At 35.5% G+C, this 25,373-nt stretch carries 17 protein-coding genes and 1 CRISPR repeat array; of the genes, 6 read left to right on the forward strand and 11 right to left on the reverse strand.

Annotated features, from left to right (window positions below; translation table 11 throughout):
• Positions 1 to 22: 22 nt before the first annotated feature.
• The 7 genes from J3U63_RS09410 to J3U63_RS09440 all read right to left on the reverse strand — a co-directional run bounded on the left by J3U63_RS09410 (position 23) and on the right by J3U63_RS09440 (position 8,923).
• Positions 23 to 1,324: a pyrimidine-nucleoside phosphorylase gene (locus J3U63_RS09410; protein WP_267333448.1), complete on the reverse strand. Its 1,302-nt coding sequence runs from the start codon at positions 1,322 to 1,324 to the stop codon at positions 23 to 25.
• A 163-nt stretch (positions 1,325 to 1,487) separates the two neighbouring features.
• Positions 1,488 to 1,883: a cytidine deaminase gene (locus J3U63_RS09415; RefSeq protein ID WP_065568119.1), complete on the reverse strand. Its 396-nt coding sequence runs from the start codon at positions 1,881 to 1,883 to the stop codon at positions 1,488 to 1,490.
• Positions 1,884 to 1,887: 4 nt separating this feature from the next.
• Positions 1,888 to 3,888, reverse strand: a complete 2,001-nt coding sequence (locus tag J3U63_RS09420) for a bifunctional 2',3'-cyclic-nucleotide 2'-phosphodiesterase/3'-nucleotidase (protein WP_267371374.1) — start codon at positions 3,886 to 3,888, stop codon at positions 1,888 to 1,890.
• A gap of 33 nt (positions 3,889 to 3,921) precedes the next feature.
• Positions 3,922 to 5,085, reverse strand: a complete 1,164-nt coding sequence (gene add / locus J3U63_RS09425; RefSeq protein WP_267333450.1) for an adenosine deaminase — start codon at positions 5,083 to 5,085, stop codon at positions 3,922 to 3,924.
• Between the two features lie 359 nt (positions 5,086 to 5,444).
• A complete protein-coding gene (locus tag J3U63_RS09430; RefSeq protein WP_267333451.1) occupies positions 5,445 to 6,698 on the reverse strand; it encodes a nucleoside permease in 1,254 nt (417 codons plus the stop codon).
• Positions 6,699 to 6,922: 224 nt separating this feature from the next.
• Positions 6,923 to 7,639 (reverse strand): purine-nucleoside phosphorylase, encoded by a 717-nt coding sequence (deoD, locus tag J3U63_RS09435; RefSeq protein WP_267333452.1) that lies wholly within the window; start codon positions 7,637 to 7,639, stop codon positions 6,923 to 6,925.
• 54 nt (positions 7,640 to 7,693) lie between these two features.
• Positions 7,694 to 8,923, reverse strand: coding sequence for a phosphopentomutase (locus J3U63_RS09440; RefSeq protein WP_267333453.1), 1,230 nt, complete (start codon positions 8,921 to 8,923; stop codon positions 7,694 to 7,696).
• Positions 8,924 to 9,519: 596 nt separating this feature from the next.
• On the opposite strand from J3U63_RS09440, the gene murB reads away from it, so the two are divergent.
• Genes murB through birA form a run of 3 tightly spaced genes read left to right on the forward strand, consistent with a single transcriptional unit; the run spans position 9,520 to position 12,614 of the window.
• Complete coding sequence (gene murB / locus J3U63_RS09445; RefSeq protein ID WP_267371377.1) at positions 9,520 to 10,530, forward strand: UDP-N-acetylmuramate dehydrogenase; 1,011 nt, start codon at positions 9,520 to 9,522, stop codon at positions 10,528 to 10,530.
• Between the two features lie 10 nt (positions 10,531 to 10,540).
• Positions 10,541 to 11,665 carry an MFS transporter gene (locus tag J3U63_RS09450; RefSeq protein ID WP_267333455.1) on the forward strand — a complete coding sequence of 375 codons (1,125 nt, stop codon included), beginning with the start codon at positions 10,541 to 10,543 and terminating at the stop codon, positions 11,663 to 11,665.
• Positions 11,658 to 12,614, forward strand: a complete 957-nt coding sequence (gene birA / locus J3U63_RS09455; protein ID WP_267333456.1) for a bifunctional biotin--[acetyl-CoA-carboxylase] ligase/biotin operon repressor BirA — start codon at positions 11,658 to 11,660, stop codon at positions 12,612 to 12,614. Before J3U63_RS09450 ends, birA begins: the two co-directional genes overlap by 8 nt.
• Before the next feature lie 73 nt (positions 12,615 to 12,687).
• Here the strand turns inward: birA and J3U63_RS09460 are convergent, their stop codons facing one another.
• Positions 12,688 to 15,006 (reverse strand): zinc/cadmium/mercury/lead-transporting ATPase, encoded by a 2,319-nt coding sequence (locus tag J3U63_RS09460; protein WP_267371379.1) that lies wholly within the window; start codon positions 15,004 to 15,006, stop codon positions 12,688 to 12,690.
• Positions 15,007 to 15,262: 256 nt separating this feature from the next.
• Between J3U63_RS09460 and J3U63_RS09465 the strand changes: the two genes are divergently transcribed.
• A complete protein-coding gene (locus tag J3U63_RS09465; RefSeq protein ID WP_267333458.1) occupies positions 15,263 to 16,456 on the forward strand; it encodes an MFS transporter in 1,194 nt (397 codons plus the stop codon).
• Between the two features lie 63 nt (positions 16,457 to 16,519).
• Here J3U63_RS09465 and surE read toward each other — a convergent pair whose 3' ends face one another.
• Together surE and J3U63_RS09475 are read right to left on the reverse strand one after the other, a co-directional pair.
• Positions 16,520 to 17,305, reverse strand: coding sequence for a 5'/3'-nucleotidase SurE (surE, locus tag J3U63_RS09470; protein ID WP_267371382.1), 786 nt, complete (start codon positions 17,303 to 17,305; stop codon positions 16,520 to 16,522).
• Positions 17,306 to 17,327: 22 nt separating this feature from the next.
• Positions 17,328 to 18,185 (reverse strand): neutral zinc metallopeptidase, encoded by an 858-nt coding sequence (locus J3U63_RS09475; RefSeq protein WP_267367542.1) that lies wholly within the window; start codon positions 18,183 to 18,185, stop codon positions 17,328 to 17,330.
• A gap of 849 nt (positions 18,186 to 19,034) precedes the next feature.
• Between J3U63_RS09475 and proP the strand changes: the two genes are divergently transcribed.
• Both proP and J3U63_RS09485 read left to right on the forward strand, forming a co-directional pair.
• Complete coding sequence (gene proP / locus J3U63_RS09480; RefSeq protein WP_267343475.1) at positions 19,035 to 20,540, forward strand: glycine betaine/L-proline transporter ProP; 1,506 nt, start codon at positions 19,035 to 19,037, stop codon at positions 20,538 to 20,540.
• Positions 20,541 to 21,040: 500 nt separating this feature from the next.
• Positions 21,041 to 21,368: a CRISPR direct-repeat array (repeat unit 28 nt; unit sequence GATTAACGCCGTATAGGTGGTTTATAAA).
• 583 nt (positions 21,369 to 21,951) lie between these two features.
• Complete coding sequence (locus J3U63_RS09485; protein WP_267371384.1) at positions 21,952 to 23,547, forward strand: hypothetical protein; 1,596 nt, start codon at positions 21,952 to 21,954, stop codon at positions 23,545 to 23,547.
• 698 nt (positions 23,548 to 24,245) lie between these two features.
• On the opposite strand, the gene J3U63_RS09490 is transcribed toward J3U63_RS09485, so the two are convergent.
• The gene (locus J3U63_RS09490) at positions 24,246 to 25,361 is read right to left on the reverse strand and encodes an ABC transporter permease (RefSeq protein ID WP_267344842.1); all 1,116 of its coding nucleotides are present in this window, start codon (positions 25,359 to 25,361) and stop codon (positions 24,246 to 24,248) included.
• Positions 25,362 to 25,373: the final 12 nt, after the last annotated feature.

The following is a 25,373-nucleotide window of genomic DNA, read 5'->3' on the forward strand; positions in this document are numbered from 1 at the left end:
CCTAAATCCTAATGCAAAACGCCTATTCAGTTATTACTTTAAAAATAAGCTGAGGTTGCTTAGCACTATCACTAATAGTGATATTGTCATAAAGCTTTTGCTTAATGGCATCTAACTTGTCTGTATTAGCATGAATAGTGAGTAGCGCTTCACCTTCGGTGACTTTATCGCCTACTTTTTTATGTAATACAATGCCTACAGCTGGATCGATAATATCCTCTTTAGTTGCACGACCTGCGCCTAATTGCATAGCAATAATCCCAATTTGATCTGCAATAATTCTTGAAACATAACCCGATTTTAATGCTGGTAGGGCGATTTGATAAGGCGCGCTAGCGAGTTTTTCTGGGTGATCAACAACCGAGCTATCGCCGCCTTGTGCTTCAATCAAATCTTTGAATTTTTGGATAGCTTTGCCATTTTTGATGACCTCTTGCAGTTTTTCTCGTGCTTCTTCTAATGTTTTAGCTTTATTAGCAAGCACAACCATTTGGCTACCAAGCGTTAAGACCAGTTCGGTTAAATCAGCTGGACCATGACCTTTTAAGGTATCAATGGCTTCTTTGACTTCAAGGGCATTACCAATAGCAAAACCTAGTGGCTGTGACATATCCGAGATAATCGCCATGGTTCTACGCCCAATCTGATTACCAATATTCACCATTTCGTGTGCTAGTTTTTCAGAGTCTTCCATGGTTTTCATTAATGCACCATCACCGGTTTTGACATCAAGCACAATGGCATCGGCGCCGGCGGCTAGTTTTTTACTCATAATGGAACTAGCAATCAACGGAATAGAACCGACTGTTCCTGTTACATCGCGTAGTGAATACAATTTTTTATCTGCTGGTGTTAGGTTGCCTGATTGCCCAATTACCGCAACGCCTTTTTCATTAACTTGATCAATGAATTCTTGCTTACCTAATTCAATTTTAAATCCTGGAATGGATTCGAATTTGTCATTGGTTCCACCTGTGTGACCAAGGCCACGTCCTGACATTTTGGCAACAGGGATATCTAATGCCGCAACTAAAGGTGCTAAAACTAAAGTTGTCGTGTCACCCACACCGCCAGTTGAGTGTTTATCGACTTTTATACCTTTAATCGAGGATAGATCAACCGTATCACCTGAGTGCATCATTGCGCTAGTTAAATCGGCACACTCTTTTGATGTCATTCCTTGAAAATAGATCGCCATTAATAGTGCACTAACTTGATAGTCAGGAATGGTGCCATTAGTATAGTTGGTGATAAAAAATTGGATTTCTTCGGTTGTAAGGGGATGACCGTCACGCTTTTTTTCAATAATATCTACAAATCTCATTAAATTTCTCTCTTAATATCAATAAATTAAGTTAGTATGTTTAAATTTATATAAAGTGAGTCACTTTATATTTGTCGAACAGTGTCGACATAATTAACATAACTTTAATAATAGCTAGGTTATTAAAATTATTTTATTATCAATCTTATTCACTAAATAAGATTTAATCTAAATCACTCGGTGAAAAAGACCAAGGTAATAATTCACCTACTGTGGTTTCTTGAATTTTTCCCTGCATATTAGTTAATATAACGGGCATATCTTTAGCACAAAATTCGCTAATCACTTGGCGGCAAGCACCACAAGGTGAAATAGGGCCATCTGTATCACCAATAACCACTAATTTTTTAAATTTTCGTTTACCTTCCGACACGGCCTTAAAAATGGCGGTGCGTTCTGCGCAGTTAGCTAATCCATAAGAGGCGTTTTCAACATTACAACCTAAAATCGCTTCGTCATCTTCGGTGATAAGTACTGCACCCACCTGAAATTTAGAATAAGGAACATAGGCTTTTGAACGGGCAGTTTTAGCAAGTTCAATCAATTTTTCAATTTTCATGGTGTTAGTCCTTTTTAGTTTCAATTGTACTAGTTATTTGGGATTGATTTTTTGCCGGTGATTGTAGGTCTAGTTGATATACACCAAAGCCTAAATTGTCTTTATCGATAAATTTTATTGAATAAAGCGAATTGTGTTCAATATACGCTTTTGCTTCGTTACTTGGTGAAGACTCAAAGCGGATATCTAATTTGGTTTGACTCGATATTGGCGCTATTTGCCAATTATTATCGGCGTTAACATTTACCACGCCTTTTTCTTTTGTGGTATTTGTAATATATGCCGAAAGAATGACTCTTAAATCGTCAGGCGAATTGAATTTAACATTTTTACCGCCCGTGCCAGGAAAATTACCGGTATAAGCCCGATAATTATTAGTTGCTATTAAAAATGGCTGTTTAACATCGATTGGTTTTTGCTGATAAGTGAGATTTTTAATACGTTCAGCATTGGCGTTGATTAATTGGCAATTGCCATCGTAACGTGCGGGTTGTGTTACATCTATTTGATAATCCACACCATCAATGGTATCAAAATTATAAGTTCTAAAGTGCTCCCAATTGATTAAGTATTGCGGTTTATCAGACTGTATGTCAATTTGATTATAGACTCCTGCTGAACATTCCAGCCACTCTTTGACATCTTGACCTGTAATTTTTACCGCAGATAAGATATTTGGATACAAGTAAATATCGGCTGCGTTTCTAAACGTGAGATCACCTTGTTTTACATCCACATAAGCTGAAGGATCATTTTTTCGACCACCGGCTTTAAAGGGTGCAATTGCTGATAAAATAGGTAATCCATCCAGATCAGGATCGCCTTGAACAAACTGTTTTACGTAAGCTATTTGTGCATCACTAATGATTTGTAAAGCGGGGGTATCTTCCACCAATGCTAAATAACTATTGATATCGGTTGATACTTTACCAATTGGTTTGCTGACAAATTCACGGGTAGCTTGGTGATCTTGTTTCAATACGTTAGCAATATTTTGGTCGGCCTCAACCAGTGCTTTTTTATTTTTGATGTCATAAATTGGTCTAGCTTCGGATTTTCCTGAAGTGACTTGCCAATGATCCTTATTGCCATCGAGTACTAAATCAACAATGCCTAAATGGCTACCCCATTGGCCCGGCATGACCGCAGGAACATGATTGATATTGCCTGTTTTAATATCGGTATTAGGTAAGGATTTAAAATCGTCACTCGGGAAAACACCATGCGAATGACCAAACATAATAGCATTGATACCATCGACTTGACTTAAATAATAAACAGAATTTTCGGCTAAGGCTTTATACGGGTCTGCTGATACACCAGAATGTGCAATAGCTATAATCACCTTTGCACCTTGCTGTTTCATCTCTGGCACAAAGTGTTTAGCCGTTTCGGTAATATCTTTTACAACCACTTTACCTTCTAAATTTAGTTTGTCCCATTGCATGATTTGCGGTGGGACAAAGCCGATATAACCAATTTTGATTGTATGTTTATGCCCATCAGTATCCATTACTGGGGTATCAACAATAATGTAGGGTTTGAAAAAAGGCTTATTGGTTTTTGCATCATATACATTAGCATTAACATAAGGAAATTTAGCACCCGATAAGCTTTTTTGTAAAAAGTCTAAACCAAAATTAAACTCGTGATTGCCGATATTACCAACTGTGTAATTAAGGGTGTTTAATGCTTTATATACTGGATGGATTTCACCGTGTTTGAGCCCTTTATTTTTAGCATAATCGGCCATTGGGCTACCTTGAATAAGGTCACCATTGTCAACCAAAACGCTATTTTTGACTTCTTGTCTTGCTTGATGAATTAAGTTAGCGGTTTTTACTAACCCAAAAGTATCAATATATTGATCTTTAAAGTAATCATAATTCATCATATTGCCGTGAAGATCACTTGTTTCGATAATTCTTAAATCAACTGTTGCTGCTTGTAGTGAGCCAGAAATTAATAGAGTTAAAAGGGGTAATGTGATTTTGTATTGTTTCATGTAGATCTCCTATTGCTCTGGCTTTGTTATCCATTAACTTGTTTTGAATAATAATTTTTGGTACTGAGTAAATCTTGCAACAATTGCAGGATGATAGTTTGTACCCGCAATGGCCTGTTTCAGGTCCTGTTTATCGGCTAGTGTAAAGCATGACAAAACATAATCAGTTAATTGTGTTTTGATTGAATCTTCAATAAAAGCGGCATCAATACCACACAGGGTGATATCGAGTAATTCTAATCTTGAAAAATGAAACATTGATTGGGCAAGTTGATATTCCTTCTCAATATCTGTACCAAAAATGCCGGCATCATCGGTATTAAGGGTTATACGAACGCCATTTTCGTACAGTTGTCGTATTGGGTGATTGTGAAGGTCACCTTGTAATTCATTGACTAAAATACGATTACTGGTTAGTGCTATTTCTAACGTGACGTTTTGAGTCACTAATTGATGAATTAAATTTTGATCTTCAATGGCGCGAATACCGTGCCCAATGCGGCTAGCTCCATGTTTAAGTGCATTAATGATACTTTCAGCCGATTCAATTTCGCCAGCGTGATAAGATTTTTTTAAGTTTAATTTTGATGCGAGCTGATGAGCTTTTTCAAAATCATCAAAATGCCCTGACTTTTCATTACCAGCAATATTAAATCCGGTGATAAATGGATGAGGATTCCTTTCAATAAATCGCAACGTATCGTAAACTAGTTTAGCGCCAAGATGTCTTACACCAATAACATGGTATCTTACCGTGATATTAAATTGTTTTTGTACATCAATAATGGCGTTATCCATTTGTTGTAATGTTTGATGAAATTTATCTTGATCCCAAATGATTTCACCCTCACTTTCTGTTGCGCAGATATGATAAGGCGAAAGAAAGAGTTCGCAATAAATTAATCCCTGTTTGGCGTTTCGATACAAAAAATCATAGGTAATCAGGTAATAATCTTCGGGCGTTTTTACAAAATTGGAAACAGTATCATAAGTCTGAATAAACTGAACAAAATCAGTTTCGTCATATCGGTATCGTCCGTAAGGGTAAGCATCTTTATCATATTCGCCAGATGAATAACATAATGATGGGGAAAATGGCATATGATTTTTATCGGCTAACGTTTTAGCCATTAAAGGCGTTATGCTACCTTCTACGTGTTCATGTAATATTACTTTTGGAACTATTAGCTTATTCATCGAGTCTTTATCTTGTTAACTAAGCGTATTGAGCGCTGGAATCATGATTAATCAGTTTTTTAAAACATTTTCGTGAATCTTAAGTTATCTACATTGTTTGCTTTATTCTACCTTGATAAGGATCAACATTTCCATACATTTTATGTGACTTCTTAGTAATTTTGTGAGGTGGCTAACCATTTATGAGTCATAAACAGGCAACGAATTGATTTGTTGCCTTAATATAGTGTAAATAGAATTTTCACAATCAAGTTATCATTAAGCTGTTTTTTAATTGAATAAAGGTAATATTTAGCATTTCTACTAGGTATTACCATTAATCATTAACAAAATGATAACTTAATTGTTGGTTTAGTAATTTAACTTACTGTTTTAGCTGTGGTTAATTTACTTGTATCGTTTTTAAATATCAGTAAAAAGATAATAGCAAGAATTAATGAGTAACCAGCAAAAATAAGCCAAATGGTACGCCAATCAATAATGCCAGCAGTCGTGTAATGATCAACAACAATGCCGCTGATAGTTGAACCTAAATAAGCACCAAGACCATTAGTCATAATCATAAATAGACCTTGTGCACTATTACGAATCGCTGGTGAAACCGATTTTTCAACATACATTGATCCTGAAATATTATAAAAATCAAATGCACAACCATAAACAATCATTGATAATAGCAATAGTACAAAACCAACTGGAGAAGGATCACCATAGGCAAATAAGCCAAAGCGTAATACCCATGCCAACATACTGATTAACATGACATATTTAATACCTAAACGTTTCATAAAAAATGGAACAAATAGGATAAATACAACTTCTGAAATTTGCGAAATGGAAAGTAATACTGATGGGTATTGTACCACTAAGCTATCGGAATATTGTGGAATCTCGGCAAATGAACGTAAGAAAGGGTTACCAAACGTATTGGTGATTTGTAAAATACCACCGAGTAATACAGCAAATATGAAAAATATTGCCATTCTTGGTTGTTTAAATAGTACAAATGCATCTAATCCTAATGAACTGACCAATGATTTTTCTTGACTGTCATTTTTAGTTGTTGCGCTAACAGGTAAACTTAGTGAATACAGGCTAAGTAAAATAGAACTTGCTGCTGCTATATAAAGTTGCATGTTGCTCAGTTCTAATTTTAAAAAACTCACTAACCACATTGCCACAATAAAACCAATGGTGCCGAAGATTCGGATACTAGGAAATTGGCTGATAACATCAAGGTTTTTTGATTCTAAACAAGAGTACGAAATTGAGTTTGAGATTGCTATTGTAGGCATAAACGCTAGGCAATGAATTAGCATGACTGCCACCATCATAAATGGAGATGTGATTGATGCGGCAATAAATAGTGTAATTGCACCAATTAAATGACAAAGCATAAATAGGCGATTAGCCGGTATCCATCTGTCTGCTACTACACCAAGTAAGCCCGGCATAAATAGAGAAGCGATCCCCATTGTGCCGTAGACTGAACCTACAGTTGTGCCACTAAATTTTAGTGTCTCCATCATATAAGAACCCAGAGTAATAAGCCAACTACCCCAGATGAAGAATTGTAAGAAAAATATGACTTTAAGTTGTACCTTGATATTCATTTCGATTCCTTATTAAGCGAGATCTTTTATACCCTATTGTTAAAACTAATGAACAAATTTTAACTATTACGTCTGATAAGTATTCAACTTTCAGACAATTAACTTATGCAGTTTGGTAACTTAAAACAGGTTAGTAATGAAATGTTACTGAGTTATTTCAATGCCAACACTGTTTATTACATAAATTATTGATCAAAAAAAATGGCAGAAATTCTGCCATTAATTTAATTTGAATTCAGTAATACCGACTCTAAAGCAACAGTGATCATCTCTTTAAAGCCGAGCTGTCGTTGTTCTGCCGACATAGCTTCACCTTTACGAATATGATCTGATACAGTACAAATAGCTAAGGCTTTGGCGCCATATTCAGCTGCGACACCGTAAATACCTGCCGCTTCCATTTCAACACCTAAAATGTTGTATTTTTCCATTACATCAAACATTTCAGCATCAACGCTGTAAAATAAATCTGCTGAAAATAAGTTGCCAATTTTAACATTGACACCTAATTTTTTTGCTGCATTAACCGCATGACAAGTCAGATCGAAATCAGCAATGGCTGCAAAATCATTGTCTTTAAAACGTTGACGATTTACTTTTGAATCAGTACACGCTCCCATCCCTACAATGACATCACCAACATTCACATTAGGGCTAATTGCACCGCATGAACCGATTCGGATAATATTTTTTACACCATAAAACTTAATGAGTTCTGTTGCGTAAATTGAACATGATGGAATACCCATTCCATGCCCCATAACCGAAACTTTTTTACCTTTATAGTCGCCGGTAAAGCCTAGCATAGATCTGACATTCGTCACTTCTTTTGCATTTTCTAAAAATGTTTCTGCAATGAATTTTGCTCTAAGCGGATCGCCTGGCATTAAAACTGTTTCGGCAAAAGCATTATCATCAGCATTTATATGTGGGGTAGACATCAAAATCTCCTGAATATCTTTTTCTAAAAAATTGTCCTACTTTAAATAAAATGGTTACTTTTTAATAAATGATTGACCATAATCCATTGGTGATAAATCAAAATAGTCCGCAACACTTTGCCCGATGTCTGCAAAGGTTTTACGATGACCTAATGAACCAACTGGAACACTATCACCATACACTAAAACAGGTATGTGCTCACGAGTATGATCTGTTCCTGCCCAAGTTGGATCGCAACCATGGTCGGCACTAATAATAAGTAGGTCTCCCGGTTGAATTAAAGCTAGCATTTCAGGTAGTCGACTATCAAAATATTCAAGTGCTGCGGCGTAACCAGCAATATCCCGGCGATGACCGTATGACGAATCGAAGTCAACAAAGTTTGTAAACACGATAGTGTTATCTTTGGCTTGTTTGATCTCTTCTAACGATGCATTAAATAATGCTTCAATGCCTGTTGCTTTAACTTTTTTAGTGATGCCAACCTCTGCATAAATATCGGCAATTTTACCGATTGATACTACAGTACCCTGTTTTTCATCAACCAGTTTTTTGATCATTGTTGGTGATGGTGGTTCAACGGCTAAGTCATGGCGGTTACCTGTGCGAACAAATTCACCCGCTTTTTTACCAATAAATGGGCGAGCTATAACACGCCCAATGTTGTAATCACCTTTATTAAGTTCATCACGTGCGATTTCGCATATTTCATAAAGTCTATCTAAACCAAAGGTCTCTTCATGACAAGCTATTTGAAAGACTGAATCAGCTGAGGTATAAAAAATTGGTTTTCCGCTAGCCATGTGCTTTTCACCTAGTTCATCAAGAATGACCGTACCTGATGAGTGACAATTACCCAAATAACCTGGGAGTTTAGCACGTGCGACAATTTTATCTAACAATTCTTGGGGGAAACTATTTGTGGTGTTAGTAAAATAGCCCCAATCAAATAATACAGGCACACCGGCAATTTCCCAATGTCCTGACGGGGTATCTTTACCGGAAGAAATTTCGCTAGCATAACCATAAGCACCAATGATGTTACCTTCAGTCTTCATGCCTTTTGGATAACTTCCCGATGATTCGTATGCAGCTTCAATTAACCCTAGTTTAGCTAAGTTTGGTAATTTTAGTGGACCTTTGCGACCGTGATCTGCTTTACCTAATGCACAAGCTTCGGCAATATGACCTAGTGTATTAGCACCTTCATCCCCGTATTTTTTTGCATCCTCTGCACCGCCGATTCCGAAGGAATCAAGGATCATAATAAAAACTCTTTTCATAATTTCCTCTGACTTCTAATAAACTTAACTTCACTACAATATAAGGAATAACAGCCCCTAAAACCGTGATTATGTGCTCATTTATTAAGTATATAAATATGATTTAAATCATTATAGCTATGTTTCAATCGTTCAAGCTAGAATTTTACTACGATTTATAAAAAGATCGCTAGCTCGTTATGATACATGATAAATGAAAACAAAAAAGATCAAACCATCAGTTTAGTCGATTATTTATTCAAAATTGGTCAGTTATTCTTATTTTTTTAGTCGACAGGTAACTTAGCACAACGCGTTTTAAATGCACTATAACCTATTGAATGTATTTTACTTTAATTCGCTTATTTATCAGCGTTTGAATAATTAATAAAACATCATTTATCGTTGTGGTAAAATAATCATTTTTATGCAAAATATAATGCATTACACAATGCTTTGCCGATATTTAAATGCTGAGCTTATTTCGAATAAAAAGCGTATATAGACTAAAAATCTTAAAGTTAATTAATCAAATAATAAAAACGCTCTTAATTCAATTATGATGCAGGTTAATTTTAATTAGCACATCTCTATAAAGAGATTAAAGGTAGTGAGTGATGAAACAAAAAATTCCAAATACCTTTGGGCTGACGGTTTATGCTCGAAGTGTCGTTACCGTTTCAACCGTTAAGCAATTACAACAAGTTTGGGATCAAAATCAAGAAAATCAGCCCATTATGATCATCGGTGAAGGGAGCAATACACTGTTTACCGCTGATTATGACGGTATTGTGGTTGTCAATCGTATTAAAGGCATCACGATTACTGAAACACAAGAGTCTTGGCTTTTAAACGTTGGCGCTGGTGAAATCTGGCATGATTTGGTGTCAACGACGGTAGAAAAACAGTTAGCAGGATTAGAAAATCTTGCTTTAATTCCTGGGTGTGTTGGATCGGCGCCAATCCAAAATATTGGTGCTTATGGCATTGAGTTTCAAAAAGTGGCTGATTATGTGCAGTTACTTGAACTTGCGACAGGTAAAATTATTACTGTTACTGATGGTCAATATGGATATCGTGAAAGTATTTTTAAGCGCCGTTATAGCAATGGCTATGCTGTTATATATGTCGGCATTAGATTATCAAAACAGTGGCAACCAGTATTAACGTATGGTGAATTAAAAAACTTTGATCCCCAAACGGTCACGTCCAAAATAATTTTTGATAAAGTTTGTGAGATTCGACGCAGTAAATTACCCGATCCTAAAATTTTAGGTAATGGTGGAAGCTTTTTTAAAAATCCCGTTGTTGATAAAATTATTGCCAATAAATTACTTGAAATTTACCCAGCAATGCCTATATATCCACAAGTTGACAATCAAGTCAAATTAGCCGCTGGATGGTTAATCGATCAATGTGGTCTTAAAGGTTTTCAAATTGGTGGAGCAGCAGTACATCAACAACAGGCATTAGTATTGGTCAATAAAAATAATGCAACAGCGCAAGATGTTGTGGCGTTGGCGCGTTATGTCAAAAATGCAGTATTGGAAAAATTTTCAGTGACTTTATCACCTGAAATTCGTTTTATTGGCCGTACTGGTGAAATTAATGTAGATAAATTTTTATAATTAATTATTCATGAAACACTCTTATTCTTTTCCTATTTTATTAACAAGTTTGTTATTTGTGACTATTTCGTTGTCGGCGTTAAATACACAAGTGCCGCTGTGGTTAGTTGGGCACCAGTTTTCACTTGGTCAAATCGGCTTAGTGGGCTCAAGTTATTTTACTGGCAACTTAATTGGGACGATTATGGCGAATTGGTTTATTAACCGATTTAACGCTAGGTATACCTATACCTATAGTTGTATTATTTTTGCCATTGCAACCATAGGTTTGAGTTTTTCAATAGATTTTTATAGCTGGGCAATTTGGCGATTTTTAATTGGTATTGCTTGTGCTGTAACTTGGGTGGTTATTGAAAGTTGTATACTTGTCACAGGCACCGTTAGAACACGGGGTAAAATGCTAGCGGTTTATTTAACAACCTACTATTTAGGCACCGTTTTAGGGCAAGCACTATTACAGTATTTTCCACAAAATGTGCTGTATTTTGGCCTTGTAGTGGCAGTCTTGATGGGACTAGCGAGTTTATTTATATTACTGACCCACTATAAACTGCCTAAACGAAAAAACAGTAGTTTTAATATTGTACCTATGATTGTAAATAAACCCTCTCGACTCGGGTTAGTGGGGTGCGTTATTGCCGGTATGTTAATTGGTTCTTTATATTCACTGATGCCAGCTTATTATTCCCATTTAGGTTACAGTGATAATGAAGTTGCCAATTGGATGATTCTTCTTATTTTATCTGGCGTTGTTGCACAAATGCCGGCTAACTGGTGTGCTGATAAATATGGTCGTCGTCTTGTTTTACTGGTTGAATCGTTTCTAATGATAATAGCTTGCCTAATGTTGGTATTTAATTTATTTGATATTGTTGCCATTATTTTATTAGGTGCAACAATTTATACCATTTACCCGATTTCAATGGCATGGGCTTGCTCGTGTGTAAGAAAGCAAGACATTGTTGCTATGAATCAAGCTATGCTATTGACCAATACGTTAGGTAGTCTTGTTGCACCTGCTGTAATAGCATTTATTATGGATAAAACAAGTAATAGTTATCTATTTGTGAGTTTTACAGTAGTTTCAATCTATTTTTTTATTTTATTATTAATCAAGCGAGGCACTAATGCGTAATAACCAAAATCCGCTTAAATTGATCGAAATATTAGCTGATGGTGAGTTTCATTCGGGAGAAGAATTAGCTTCGTATTTTGGTATCACCCGAGCAGGGATTAACAAATATATTAAAATTCTGCGCGAATGGGGAATTGAGCTATTTTCTGTTCAAGGAAAAGGTTATTGCTTGGCTGCACCTATCGAACTTTTGAAAAAAGAGAAAATCGATAAGTATTATGGAGCAGATAGTGCTGTTGAAGTTTTACCTATCATTGATTCAACTAATCAATACCTCCTTGATCGTATTACAACGTTAAAATCAGGTGATGGTTGTGCCGCTGAATTTCAAACTCAAGCAAGAGGGCGGCGGGGGCGTAAATGGTTTGCGCCTTTTGGAACAAATCTCTATTTTTCAATGTATTGGAGATTGGAGCAAGGTATTGCTGCTGCTATGGGATTAAGTTTAGTTGTTGGGATTGTTATTGCCGATACATTAAGATCAATATCTGGGCAAGATGTGAGAGTAAAGTGGCCAAACGATCTTTATCTTAAAGATCAAAAATTAGCAGGCATTTTAGTTGAGCTTGCGAGTAAAACCGGCGATAGTGCGCATGTGGTTATTGGTGTGGGTGTTAATTTAAATATGACCAATCCCGATGCTAACATTGTTAATCAAAAATGGGCTAATTTAGGTAATTTTGATCGTAATTTATTGGTTGCTCAAATTGCGAAAACGTTAAAAACTAAATTGATTCAGTTTGAGCAGCAAGGGTTAGCGCCGTTTATAAAAGATTGGGATCGGCTCGACAATTTTGCTAACCGTCCAGTAAAATTATTGATCGGTGACAATATTATACGCGGTATTGCTAAAGGAATTACTGATCAAGGGGCATTAAAACTTGAACAAGATGGCAAAATCATGACTTACATCGGCGGCGAAATATCGCTAAGAAGTGATGAAATGTAATACAAAATTAAAACCTATTGCATCTAAGTCAATAGGTTTTTAATTAATGTGATTAAGAATTAAATCCTAATCCTTATTTTTTAAATCTTAACACTCGCAATGCATTAGCGGTCACAATTGCCGTCGTACCTGAATCAGCTAATACCGCTAACCAAAGCCCTGTATAACCCAGTAAACTTGTTACCAAAAATATCAGTTTTATACCCAATGCAATGGTAATATTTTGTTTAATATTTTTGTTAGCAAAACGCGTTAAGCGAATTAATTTAGGTAAGCTTAATAAACTATTTTTGGTTAATGCTGCATCTGCCGTTTCAAGTGCAACATCACTGCCACTGCCCATTGCAATGCCAACTGTTGCCGCCTTCATTGCTGGTGAATCGTTGATACCGTCTCCCACCATGGCAATTGCAGAATCTTGACCAATTTTTTCAATTTCAGTTAATTTGTCGGCAGGTAATAATTCTGCTAAGTAATCCATATTAAGTTGTCCTGCAATGGCTTTAGCTGCTCGTTGATTATCACCGGTGAGCATTAAGGTTTTTAACCCCAATTGTTGTAATTCATTAATTGCAGAAATGGCATCATTACGTAACACATCTTGTAAAGCAATAATACCTAATAATTTATCACTTGTGACTACAGCAACTACCGTTTTTCCGGCGTTTTCTAATTGATTAATGATCTGCTTATTTTGATCAGTGATAGCATTTGATACTGTCGTCATTTTATTGGGCGAAACAATATAAATCAGTTCTTGACCAATTTGACCTTGAATACCAACACCGGCGATCGCTTTACGGTTATCTGCTTCTTTGAATTGAATTTGCAGCTGTTGAGTATATTCAACAATGGCTTTCGCCAGTGGGTGATGCGAACCACTTTCGATGGCTGCGGCGATAGCAAGTAAATCGTTGGTAGATTTGTCACCATCAATAATATCTGTAACTTGCGGTTTGCCTTGGGTTAAGGTTCCGGTTTTATCAAAAGCAATCGTTTTGACTGATCCAATATGTTCAAGTGCTGCACCGCCTTTGATTAAAACGCCTTGTTTAGCCGCACAAGAAAGGGCCGAGGTAATAACGGCAGGGGTTGATATCACTAAGGCACAAGGGCAACCAATAAGCAATAGTGTAAGTCCACGGTAGATCCAAGTATACCAGTCGGCGCCCATCATCAATGGTGGAATGAATATGACTAAAAATGCGAATAAGGCGATAGATGGCGTATAGTAACGGCTAAATTTGTCAATAAAGCGTTCGATTGATGCTTTGCGATCTTCAGCATCTTCTATTAATTGTAAAATACGATCAACGGCATTTTGTCCTGTTTCAGAAATAACTTTTAGTTGTACGGTATTATCGACGACCAATGATCCTGCTAAAATTTTATCGCCGCAAAGATAATTGACGGGTATTGATTCTCCGGTTAGTGCACTTTCATCAATATTGGCTTGTTCGCTAATCAAAATAACATCAGCCGGTAGTCTTCCACCCGATGATATTTCAATAATATCATTCGGTTTTAGGGTATGACTTGCGACTGTTTTTCGTTTTCCATCAATAATAATGATTGTCTCTTCTGGCATAAGTTGGACTAGCGATGAAATGCCTTTTTTAGCTTTATTGCTTGCAACGCCTTCAAGCATTTCACCAATCATGAACAGAAATATGACCATGGTTGCTTCTTCAGCTGCGCCGATAAAAAGTGCGCCAATGGCCGAAATACTCATTAACGACTCAATCGCAAATGGTGTTCCACTACGTGTTAAAACGATGGCTTCTTTTAAAATCGGTAGTAAACCAATAATGGCCGTTATAATAAATGCATATTGTCCGACTTGATGATTTACTAACAGTAAAATATAGCTGACAACAATTAAAGTCCCTAATAGTGCTAATGGGATTAACTCTTTTTTATTCAAAATACTTGAATGTTGATGTTGAACTGATTGTTCTGGTGAGGATTCAAAAATGGGTGTATAGCCTAATTCAGTCACTTTATCTTCGATAAGTTTTACAATCTGTTCATTTTTTTGAGGTACAAATACAATAAGTTTTTCTGTGGAAAAGATAATTTTTGTTTGACTAACATTAGGTAACGTTTTAACACCATTTTCGATTTTTTGAGCACAATGTGCGCAGTCCATTCCTTGAATTGTCCAAGTTAACTTAATGTGTTCGCCTTGCCGCTCGGGATCGTCTGTCGGTTCATCATATTCATTGGCTTGAGTTTTGCAGCTATTTTGATTTTCGCAGCAGTCAATAGCTTGATGATTTTCATGTGAATGATGAGAATCATGATCATGGTTGTGCGCAATATTTTGACAATCATCATGGCAATCATTTTGATGAATAGGGTGACTATTTTCATATTTGTTATTATATAACATAACGTTACCTCATTTTATTGATGATTCTGATTGTACTCTCAATTGAATAAAAATAAATCATTTTTTATTTAATCAGACCGATTTTAATCAGGTTTTTCATAAAATTATATTGAAAATGTGGTGTTACCAGCTAACTTGAATATTAGAAAAAACGCTAAGAATCTATTTTAGGTAGCTAGATTAAAGTTTGATTTTTTATACATTAGCAACAGTTTTGAGTATATAATCATGCTCATTTCAATGATTGAGAGCATATATGACTAATTTTTACTCGCTTCGTCGACGTTCAAGTGTGATTTTTGCGGCTTTTTTATTCAATACCTTTATTATTGGTATTGCAGGAGCCTTACAGTCACCAACGTTAAGTCTATTTTTATCAAAAGAAGTTAATGTTGAACCTAGTTTAGTTGGGCTTTTTTTCTCGATCAATGCATTTGGATGTATTATTGGTAGCTTTTTATTAGCAAAATATTCAGATAAAAAAGGTGATAGACGTAATATTGTCATATTTTGTTGTTTAATGGGTGTTGCCAATAGTTTAATTTTCGCTTTTTCACGTCACTATTATGTTCTCATTACATTGGGTGTTTTTTTCGCCGCGTTAGCGTCCGCAGCCATGCCACAAATTTTTGCTTTAGCACGGGAATATGCGGTTAAGACAGGGCGCAATGTTGTGGCATTTAATTCATTGATTCGTGCCCAGCTCTCTTTAGCGTGGGTGATTGGTCCACCGTTGTCTTTTACTTTAGCCACTAGTTTTGGTTTTACCTCGATGTATTTATGTGCAGTAGGCATGTTTATGGTTGCGATCTTATTTGTTGCAATCTTTTTACCTTCTGTTGAAAAAAATCCTATTTCACATTCAGATAATACTATTGATTTAGCGGCTGCTAACCAACCAATATATAAAAATCGAAATGTGGTTTTCTTACTGCTTTCAACGATATTTATGTGGACCGCCAATATGATGTATATCATTGATATGCCATTGTATGTCAGTTCTGTATTACACTTATATGAATCTTTACCTGGTCATTTAATGGGCTTGGCGGCAGGCATCGAAATTCCAGTTATGTTGATAGCGGGATTTTTGGTTCCTACCATTGGTAAACGAAATTTATTTTTTATCGCTATAATTTGTGGTTTGCTATTTTATATTGGGATGATTTTGTGTACCAGCCAATTTGCGTTATTTGCTTTGCAGTTGTTTAACGCCCTTTTTATTGGCATTGTGGCTAATATTGGTATTATCTATTTTCAAGATTTATTGCCGACTAGAATGGGCGTTGCATCAACTTTATTTAATAACGGCATTATTTGCAGTATCATTTTAGCCGGCGTGATTCAAGGTTTCATTTCTGAATCTTATGGGCACGAAATAATTTATTGGATTGCATTCGCGATGGTTTTTATTTCATTAGTGTTTTGTGCATTGGTAAAAAAGGACTAATAAAATCATTAATAATAGCTTATTAAAATGAGCGTCTTCCTAAGATTAGGAAGACATAGCTATTTATTCATCGGTATTGATTTGTTGTTTTAACTTTTCATAAATTGCATAGTGAGTTCTTTCATAGCCCATAGGTGTAATGGTTATGTAATTGTTGTTAGCTGCATCAAGCTCTTTGTCTTTTCCTAATATTTGTTGATTACGTTTCGCTCTAAACCAATAATAATCATGTCCTTCAGGATCTTTAGTTGGCGTTAGGACTAATTGGCTGGCATCACTTTCTCCTTGTTTGGTTACTCTCATTCCTTTAGTTTCTTTGGCCGAGCAACATGGAAAGTTAATATTAAAGCAGATGTTGTCAGGTACATTTAATGTATAGAGTTTTTTTATAACCTCTTGAGCATGATGAGTTGCACAATCCCAATTGGTTGGCTGCATGTCTTCTGTGTTCACTTGACTAAAAGCCATGGCTGGTATACCAAGTGTCATTGCCATTATTGCCGCACCTACGGTTCCAGACAAAATGGTTTCAAACCCCACATTAGAACCACAATTTATTCCAGATAAAACCAGATCAGGTAAGTTATCGACCATTAAATGTTTGATTGCAAATAACATACAATCAGCGGGGGTGCCATAAACAGCATATCTTTTTTCATCTCGCTGGGTTACGCGAAAAGGGGTTTTTAAACTAACTGAACACGAAACCCCACTCTGATCGATAATTGGTGCAACGACCCATACTTCATGTGCAATTTTTTGGGCAACATTTTCTAATATTTTAATGCCGGGAGCATCGATGCCGTCATCATTAACTAATAAGACGCGGTTTACTAATTTATCAAACATATCACTTCCTTTTGCTATTTACTTATTGATCAAAGGTATTACATTGATTAATAGATCCACTGTCGAATCCTCTTTTAAACCAAGTATAACGTTGTTTGGATGTGCCGTGGGTAAAACTATCAGGCATAACATAACCATTACTTTGCCGTTGTAAGCGATCATCGCCTATGGCTTGTGTTGTGTTTAAGGCTTGTTCGATATCACCCACTTCAAGAATATTTTGTTTTTGCATAGCATTACCCCATAAACCGGCATAACAATCTGCTTGTAATTCTAATTTTACCGATAACTGGTTGCTATTAATATCTGGTTGAGTTTGTTTGAGCTGCTCAATGTTATTAAACGTACCTAATAAATTTTGTACATGATGACCTATTTCGTGAGCAATGACATAACCTTGGGCAAAGTCTCCGCCGCCACCAAGGCGCTGCTTCATTTCTTGATAAAAAGAGGTGTCTAAATAGACGGTTTTATCTATGCTACAGTAAAAAGGTCCCATAAAGGTTTGCCCAGTACCACATGAAGTTTGTGTTGAGCCGGTATAAAGAACCAATTTGGGGGGAATATAGGTTTTACCTAAAGCCTTAAACTGTTGGCTCCAGTAATCCTCGGTACTGGCTAAAATAACCGAGGTAAATTTTGCTGCATCGGGATCTTGGTCATTATATTGAGTAATTGTTTGCTCAGTATTACTTGAATCAATCAAATTACTATTAAGTAAACTCGTTAGATCCACACCATAATAGCCAGCAATTAATACCACTAAAAATAAAATAACTTTCCCTTTGCCTTTAATTGGGATCCTTGTTCCCAATTCACTTCCTGATTGTGAGCGGCGATCTTCAATATTATCACTCTCTCTTTGGTCTCTCCAGCGCATAGGGGTACCTCATCAGTTATAGTTAGATTATTGTAATGGATAACTTACTGGGATGCTAGGTTCAGTGATGATTATCATCTTAAATTGATAAAATTCAACGTTGCTTAATTATAACCTAATGATTATTATTATCTTTAATCACTAGTTAATATTTTTCCCATCTTTTTCGTTGTGAGCATATTAGATCATGGTAACTCAATTCATCACTCAACTCTCTCAGCAAGCTTTTATTTAGATTACTGACAACACTCATCAGTTTTATTAAAAGATGGTAGAGCGATGAGTGAATTATTTACCATTTTATTATTTCATTCTGTGATTTATCGAAACCGGTTAGCATTAAAAATATTTAGAATAATTAGTTGGTTAATTAGCTTAGCACAACATCATTACGCCATAATAGTGATTTATGTAGCAGTTTTAGTATTATCATTTCACCATTGAACATGGCACACTTTTTATTTTATGGCAGTGATCGAGATCATTTGGCTGAGTGATTGTTAATTATCTACAGGATAAATAATTAGCGTGTAAGATGAATATACTGCTTAAAAATCGAATTTGATTTATGGTGGATTTTGCAAAAATTAATGATGTTGTTATAATTAGTCTTCAATTTCCACTAGATAGATGGATGTTGTTGTCAGTGAATTAGCTTTAGCGTAATCAATAAAATATTCGTTTTATAATTATTATCAAGTACCTTCTTTTGTCTTTACAAGATTTTGTTCTACATTTAAGTCAATACATATTTTGAACTCGAGTTTAATTGGTCATTAAATCGATATTAATCACTTTGCTTAATTGCATTTTTAATATCATTTTATTAGTATTCAATAGGTGTATTTTATGAAGCAAATATCAAAATCGACAAGTAAGCCTCTAAATATTAACGATATTACTATCATCGATGATAGTAAGTTAAAAAAAGCCATAATTGCAGCAGCACTCGGTAATGCGATGGAATGGTTTGATTTTGGCGTTTATGGCTTTTTGGCTTATGTTTTAGGTCAAGTATTTTTTCCGGATGCATCACCGAGTATTCAAGTTGTTGCTGCTTTGGCAACTTTTTCGGTGCCGTTTTTAGTTCGTCCATTAGGCGGATTAGTATTTGGTGTTTTAGGTGATAAATTGGGTCGACAAAAAATCCTTTCTGTTACCATTATTATCATGTCTTTAAGTACCTTTTGTATTGGATTAATTCCTTCTTATGCCTCTATCGGCATAGCTGCGCCCATTTTATTATTAGTGGCCAAATTAGCCCAAGGATTTTCTATCGGGGGAGAGTATTCAGGGGCTGCTATTTTTGTTGCTGAGTATTCACCGGACCGCAAACGTGGATTTATGGGTAGCTGGCTTGATTTTGGCTCGATTGCCGGCTTTTTAGTTGGGGCTGGATTAGTTGTGCTTCTTTCTACATTACTTGGCGAAGCAAGATTTCATCAATGGGGATGGCGCATTCCATTCATCTTTGCTTTACCCTTAGGTATAATCGGTCTTTATTTACGGCATGCATTAGAAGAAACCCCAGCATTTCAACAGCATACAGATTCAACCAATAGTCAGCAAAATAGCGATAGTGATACCTCAACGACTCTGTCATTTAAACAAATTTTCAGCAAATATTGGAAAAGCTTATTGGTTTGTGTTGGCTTAGTTATTGTCACCAATGTCACTTATTACATGTTACTCACTTATATGCCGAGTTATTTATCACATAATCTGAATTATCCTACCGATCATGGTGTTTTAATTATTATTGCTATCATGATTGGCATGTTATTTGTGCAGCCTGTGATTGGTTTGATTAGTGATAAAATTGGTCGAAAACCCTTTATTGTTGGTGGTAGTCTAGGATTACTGGTTCTTTCTTACCCCGCTTTTGCGATGATCAATAGCGATGTTATTGGTCTTATCTTCTTAGGTTTATTAATATTAGCCGTACTGCTTAATTGTTTTACGGGTGTTATGGCATCAATTTTACCTGCTATTTTTCCAACGAGTATTCGCTACAGTGCCCTTGCTATTTCATTTAATATCTCGGTACTGATCGCTGGTGCGACACCAACTGCTGCCGCTTGGCTTGTTGAAGAGAGTGGTAATTTATATATGCCAGCTTACTATTTAATGGTGGTCGCATTAATAGGATTAATCACTGGTTTCAAAATGAATGAAACTGCTAACCAACCTTTAAGAGGTGCAACCCCAGCGGCATCTGACAAGTCTGAAGCAAACGAAATTCTAACAGAACATTTTGATTCAATTGAACAAAAAGTTGAAGATATTGATGAGCAAATTGAATCATTACAAGAACAACGACAAGATTTAGTCGATCAACATCCAAAACTTGATTAATATTATGGCTTTATCATAAAAAAGCCAATATTTGTTAATTAATTGATTTTTATAATGAACCGTAAACGTAGCTAATTCGGTAATGTTGATTATGCTGTTAGCCGTCTAATTAAGGGAATCCGATGATTCCCTTATCTAAACTTAGAGAGTGATAAAACTATTTTCACAGTAACATATGAGTAATATTTAATTTTGTTATATTAAGATCTCTCTCGGTTTTAACTATTATCCAGATGATTTGAGATCATATCTGTTCTTTTTAAAAAGCTCATACACAAATTCAATAACTAACTTGAAATCACCGATAAAAATGAACCGATCCTTGGTATTTTTTGACTAAATTAACACGCAAAAACATCGTTATGTTTAACCCTTTTTTTTACCTTAAATTTAAATTAAATAAAATCAATGTATTAAAAGCAAGCTCAAAAAAAGGGTTTTTAGCAAGAAAAATGTATTTTGTCTTTTATCAGACAGGCGTTATAGTATGTCTGGTTCTAGATTAACGCCGTATAGGTGGTTTATAAATGACCGCAGGGAAGGAACGAGTGAGGATTTAAGATTAACGCCGTATAGGTGGTTTATAAAATGATTATAACCCTTAATGCAGTTCTATGTTTGATTAACGCCGTATAGGTGGTTTATAAAATCCATCATTACTATCTAAATCGATTGTTTCAGATTAACGCCGTATAGGTGGTTTATAAATAATTGATTGTGCTGCAATATATGCATCAGGAGATTAACGCCGTATAGGTGGTTTATAAAGGAAAAACAAAATCACAATTCCCAGTAATTGGGATTAACGCCGTATAGGTGGTTTATAAAATTTGGCATCGAACTCTAAACGCTAACGTCTGGATTAAGGCTGTATAAATGTCAGATAATTTAGTCTATCTTTCTTTATACTATGATCAGCAATTCATAGTATAAAGAGAGTTTCTTACGCAGAAATAGTGGGCAACATTGTACTTTTTCTGATACTTATCAATTTTGTTGCAAAAATAGTTATAACTTACGCGTCCACTTAAAAATAATCAATTAATTAGAATATATTACGCAACAGATTAAGGTAGCATATGACCTTTTCACTGGTGGATAATCATCGCGGTAACCATAAAATACTATGATAATTATGCAAAAGATTCATTGATCAAGTTAATGGTTAATACTAGTAGGTATTCGTCATTAAATTGTAGGCTTAAGATGCATTTATAACGTTGCTATTGATGATTATTAACAAAAATTAACATAAATACACATTACAATTTTTATATTCTATCTTACGATTGAACCGCATTATTGACATTATCACGCACAAAAAAGTTGCATTAGATATCTATATATAAAATCTAATATATTGTATTTTCTGAAAAAGTTAATGAAATTAGCTGGAAGGAGTGGTAAAGATATGTTAAAATACGGTCTTAATCGGGCATCGGGCATCGGGCATCGGGCATCGGGCATCGGGCATCGGGCATCGGGCATCGGGCATCGGGCATCGGGCATCGGGCATCGCAATTTTTTGTTCAAAAATCCATCTTTAAATTTATTTCTACATTTTTCAAATATTAATCAAAGTAAACAATCCTTTGTCAAAATTTGTTTCAGAAAGGGCATAATAAATTTAGGATTATCAGACCTCTTTTTGTTATTAATGTTGACAGCGTTATCGATAAAGCAGGTGTATGGCTTAAACTCACAAACAGCTCAGGTAATTAATGGCACAGGGCCTTATTTAACCTTTGACAATGGAAAGACAGTGTCAACAACAATATTACCACTCTTATCGTTAACGTTACCGAATAATAAGGTGATAAGCGCGTTGGAAGACAAATCATCAGTAGTCGAGCCCATTGTGATAGAAAAAGTGCCGACAACTTTTAATGATATTAAAACCTATTTACCTTTTAGTAATTATCCATCAATGCCGTTAGCTAATGTGATAGTGGCAAATAATTATTGGCGTGATGCAGATGGAGATAAACTTTTTACCATAACGGGTTCTATGAGAGTGAAATGGGAAACGTACGATGGTGAAGATGTGACCGATTATGTGAAATCGAATCCGAATAGTGAGTTAGATGCGTGTAAATCTCCCTATAAATTAACCCTTAGTGCCGATGATGGTGCTTTAGCAACCCGTTATGGTATACCGGATATAGGTCAATTTACGGGGGCAAGCCACAGTTATTATATTTTATCTAAACGCGAAGTATGTTATCTCAAACCTAACGCAACAATTGTGCTACCCGCTAAGCAATGGTTAACTAATAATCAAAAGGGCGATTTTAACTTTGATTCAGATTCAGATAATTGGTGGAATATACCAGACAGCACAAAACCTGATCCTCTTAATGGCGGTGGTTATACTTCAGATTATGTGCCTAATTTGGGTTTTAAAGCGGTGCCATCAGTATCGTCAAATAAGTTTCCTTCTACTGGCTTTCCTGGTGCACAGTTTCAGCTAATATTAACTGGTGCGCAAACAGATTATAACTATTCTGTTCCTAACAATCCTGGTGGAAAAGTCTCGATTGATAAATTAGGCAACGTATTACTTAATGATAAGCCTTCTGGACCTGTCACTGTTCGGGCAACGTTAAAAAACAATCCATTGTTGACGTATGATTATACTTTTGATCCACGAGGTATTTGGGTTGTACCTTATGAATTTGCATATAATTGGCAGAATGCGTCTAATTTTTGTAGTTTGATAACTCGTAAAGAATTAACTAATTCCCCTCGTAGTGCTGCGCCAATGAATTGGATTTATCAATACAGTGCTTATACAAGGTCTATTGGGGAAAGTATTTTGGGTGAATGGGGACATTTAGATAAAAATACCTATCCAAAATCACACTGGCTAGATCAGCTGTTTTGGACAGCAGACTATTGGGGAACATTATCGGGTGGTAACAGTGCGCACTTTCGAATAGGTTTGTACTATGGTGATGTTGGTGTGGGTATCGATACCAATATGCATTATGTTTTATGTAGAGAATGATTTAACTACGTGTTTATTTAATGACTATCCAATTGATTTAAATAGTATAAATTAGATAAGGATTTCATGTTGCAATGAGGATTTATGATCAATATTTGTCACAAATTGGATTATCAACAGAATTTTAATAAAGTATTTTTATTTAAAGAATATACTTTTTTAAGAACATATAATTCAAGTGTATTTGTCATTAACCAGTAATTAGGTTACTGTTTTAAAATGGTTTTATTTCAATTTGAAACATATCTTAATAAGTCGATTTTTGTGTGTAGCTTGTTTCGTAACTAAGTTAAGCGAGCATTCGCCATAAGTGATTTTAACCGAATTTGGCGTACAACTTGAGTGCGAGTATGGTGTGGATGGTTATAGCGATGAATACACGCGACGTTGCCATAACATTAACGAAGTAAATGTTGTGGTAAAAGCCCGCAACGAGTCGTTGCAAACGAACGAGGCGCGGGCGTCGGAGCCGCAAGCATACAATTAGATTAAAATTTAAGCAATACATCTATTTAACTCAGTAAGCAGCAGGAAAGTTATTCACGCGGTTGGTCGCCAAATCTTTTTTCTTTAGACGCTGATTTGGTTTTATAGAGCGTTAAAAATAATAAATAACAAGCTTGTCGTAGTATAAGTGGCATAAAAATAGGTCAATAATCATCATAGACATTATTCGAATCTTCGAATGTTATGAGATGTTACACATACTTTTTAAATAGATAGTAAGCACTACCACCTAATAATATTGTGATGGCATACAGTTTCCATAAACTATGCCAGATAATAGCAAAACTGACATTTTTTAGATAAATCTGCTTTGTTAGTTCGACAAAATGGCGCACCGGATTAATTTCTGTTAGATATTGTAAAAAAATTGGCATGTTTTCGACCGGCGCAATAAATCCTGATAATAATATTGCCGGCATCATAAAGGTAATAATACCAATAAATGCTTGTTGTTGAGTTGAACAAAGTGCAGAAATAAATAAGCCAAATCCAACTAACGATAATCCATAACTAAACATACATAAATAAAAATAAATGAGTGATCCTTGAAAGGTAATGCCATAAAGAAAAATGCTGGCAATCAGTATCAGACTGCCTTGTAACATGGCGACAATAATTGCTGGTATTGCTTTACCAGTAAAAATTTGCCAAGTCATTAAAGGTGAAATGCGTAACTGGTCAAGGGTACCTTGTTCGCGTTCACGTGCTACCGAAAGTGAGGTGACAATCATAACCCCGATAGTCGTAATTAACGCAATTAAGGACGGTAAGATAAAATGTTTATAGTCTAAATTACTGTTGTAACGATGACGGACAATCAATTGACTACTATTTTGCCCTAGTTGTTCTTGCTGATATTGCATAATAATTTGTTGAATATAGCTAGCAGCAATTTGCGCACTGTTAGACTTGCGACCATCTAAAATAATTTGGATTTGTGTGGATTGCCCACTAAGTAATTTTTGCGAGAAATCACTTGGAAATTGCACCGCAACTAAGGCTTTTTGATAATTAATTGTATCACTAATGGCCTGCTGTGAATCGAGTACTAATATTTTAGAAAAAGAACTCGAATGTGCAAATCGATTAATTAACTCTGAACTCGGTTCATCTATTGTTGGTCTATACACGGCTATTGTTGCATTGGTGACATCAAGCGTAGCAGCAAAAGGAAAGATAAAAATTTGCAGTAAAACTGGCATGACTAAAATAAGACGGGTTTGTTTATCTTGCCAAAGTAGGGCGAGCTCTTTTTTTATTAGAGTCAAAGTTCGATATAGGGTTATTGTGTTAATCAATTTTATCATAGTATTTGTTCC

The sequence above is a fragment of the Gilliamella sp. B2838 genome, assembly GCF_026536185.1.
Classification (GTDB): domain Bacteria; phylum Pseudomonadota; class Gammaproteobacteria; order Enterobacterales; family Orbaceae; genus Gilliamella.

Coding starts and splice junctions, on each gene's coding strand:
- J3U63_RS09410 (WP_267333448.1), bottom strand. CDS start 1,324: ATGAGATTTGTAGATATTATTGAAAAAAAGCGTGACGGTCATCCCCTT.
- J3U63_RS09415 (WP_065568119.1), bottom strand. CDS start 1,883: ATGAAAATTGAAAAATTGATTGAACTTGCTAAAACTGCCCGTTCAAAA.
- J3U63_RS09420 (WP_267371374.1), bottom strand. CDS start 3,888: ATGAAACAATACAAAATCACATTACCCCTTTTAACTCTATTAATTTCT.
- add (WP_267333450.1), bottom strand. CDS start 5,085: ATGAATAAGCTAATAGTTCCAAAAGTAATATTACATGAACACGTAGAA.
- J3U63_RS09430 (WP_267333451.1), bottom strand. CDS start 6,698: ATGAATATCAAGGTACAACTTAAAGTCATATTTTTCTTACAATTCTTC.
- deoD (WP_267333452.1), bottom strand. CDS start 7,639: ATGTCTACCCCACATATAAATGCTGATGATAATGCTTTTGCCGAAACA.
- J3U63_RS09440 (WP_267333453.1), bottom strand. CDS start 8,923: ATGAAAAGAGTTTTTATTATGATCCTTGATTCCTTCGGAATCGGCGGT.
- murB (WP_267371377.1), top strand. CDS start 9,520: ATGAAACAAAAAATTCCAAATACCTTTGGGCTGACGGTTTATGCTCGA.
- J3U63_RS09450 (WP_267333455.1), top strand. CDS start 10,541: ATGAAACACTCTTATTCTTTTCCTATTTTATTAACAAGTTTGTTATTT.
- birA (WP_267333456.1), top strand. CDS start 11,658: ATGCGTAATAACCAAAATCCGCTTAAATTGATCGAAATATTAGCTGAT.
- J3U63_RS09460 (WP_267371379.1), bottom strand. CDS start 15,006: ATGTTATATAATAACAAATATGAAAATAGTCACCCTATTCATCAAAAT.
- J3U63_RS09465 (WP_267333458.1), top strand. CDS start 15,263: ATGACTAATTTTTACTCGCTTCGTCGACGTTCAAGTGTGATTTTTGCG.
- surE (WP_267371382.1), bottom strand. CDS start 17,305: ATGTTTGATAAATTAGTAAACCGCGTCTTATTAGTTAATGATGACGGC.
- J3U63_RS09475 (WP_267367542.1), bottom strand. CDS start 18,185: ATGCGCTGGAGAGACCAAAGAGAGAGTGATAATATTGAAGATCGCCGC.
- proP (WP_267343475.1), top strand. CDS start 19,035: ATGAAGCAAATATCAAAATCGACAAGTAAGCCTCTAAATATTAACGAT.
- J3U63_RS09485 (WP_267371384.1), top strand. CDS start 21,952: ATGTTAAAATACGGTCTTAATCGGGCATCGGGCATCGGGCATCGGGCA.
- J3U63_RS09490 (WP_267344842.1), bottom strand. CDS start 25,361: ATGATAAAATTGATTAACACAATAACCCTATATCGAACTTTGACTCTA.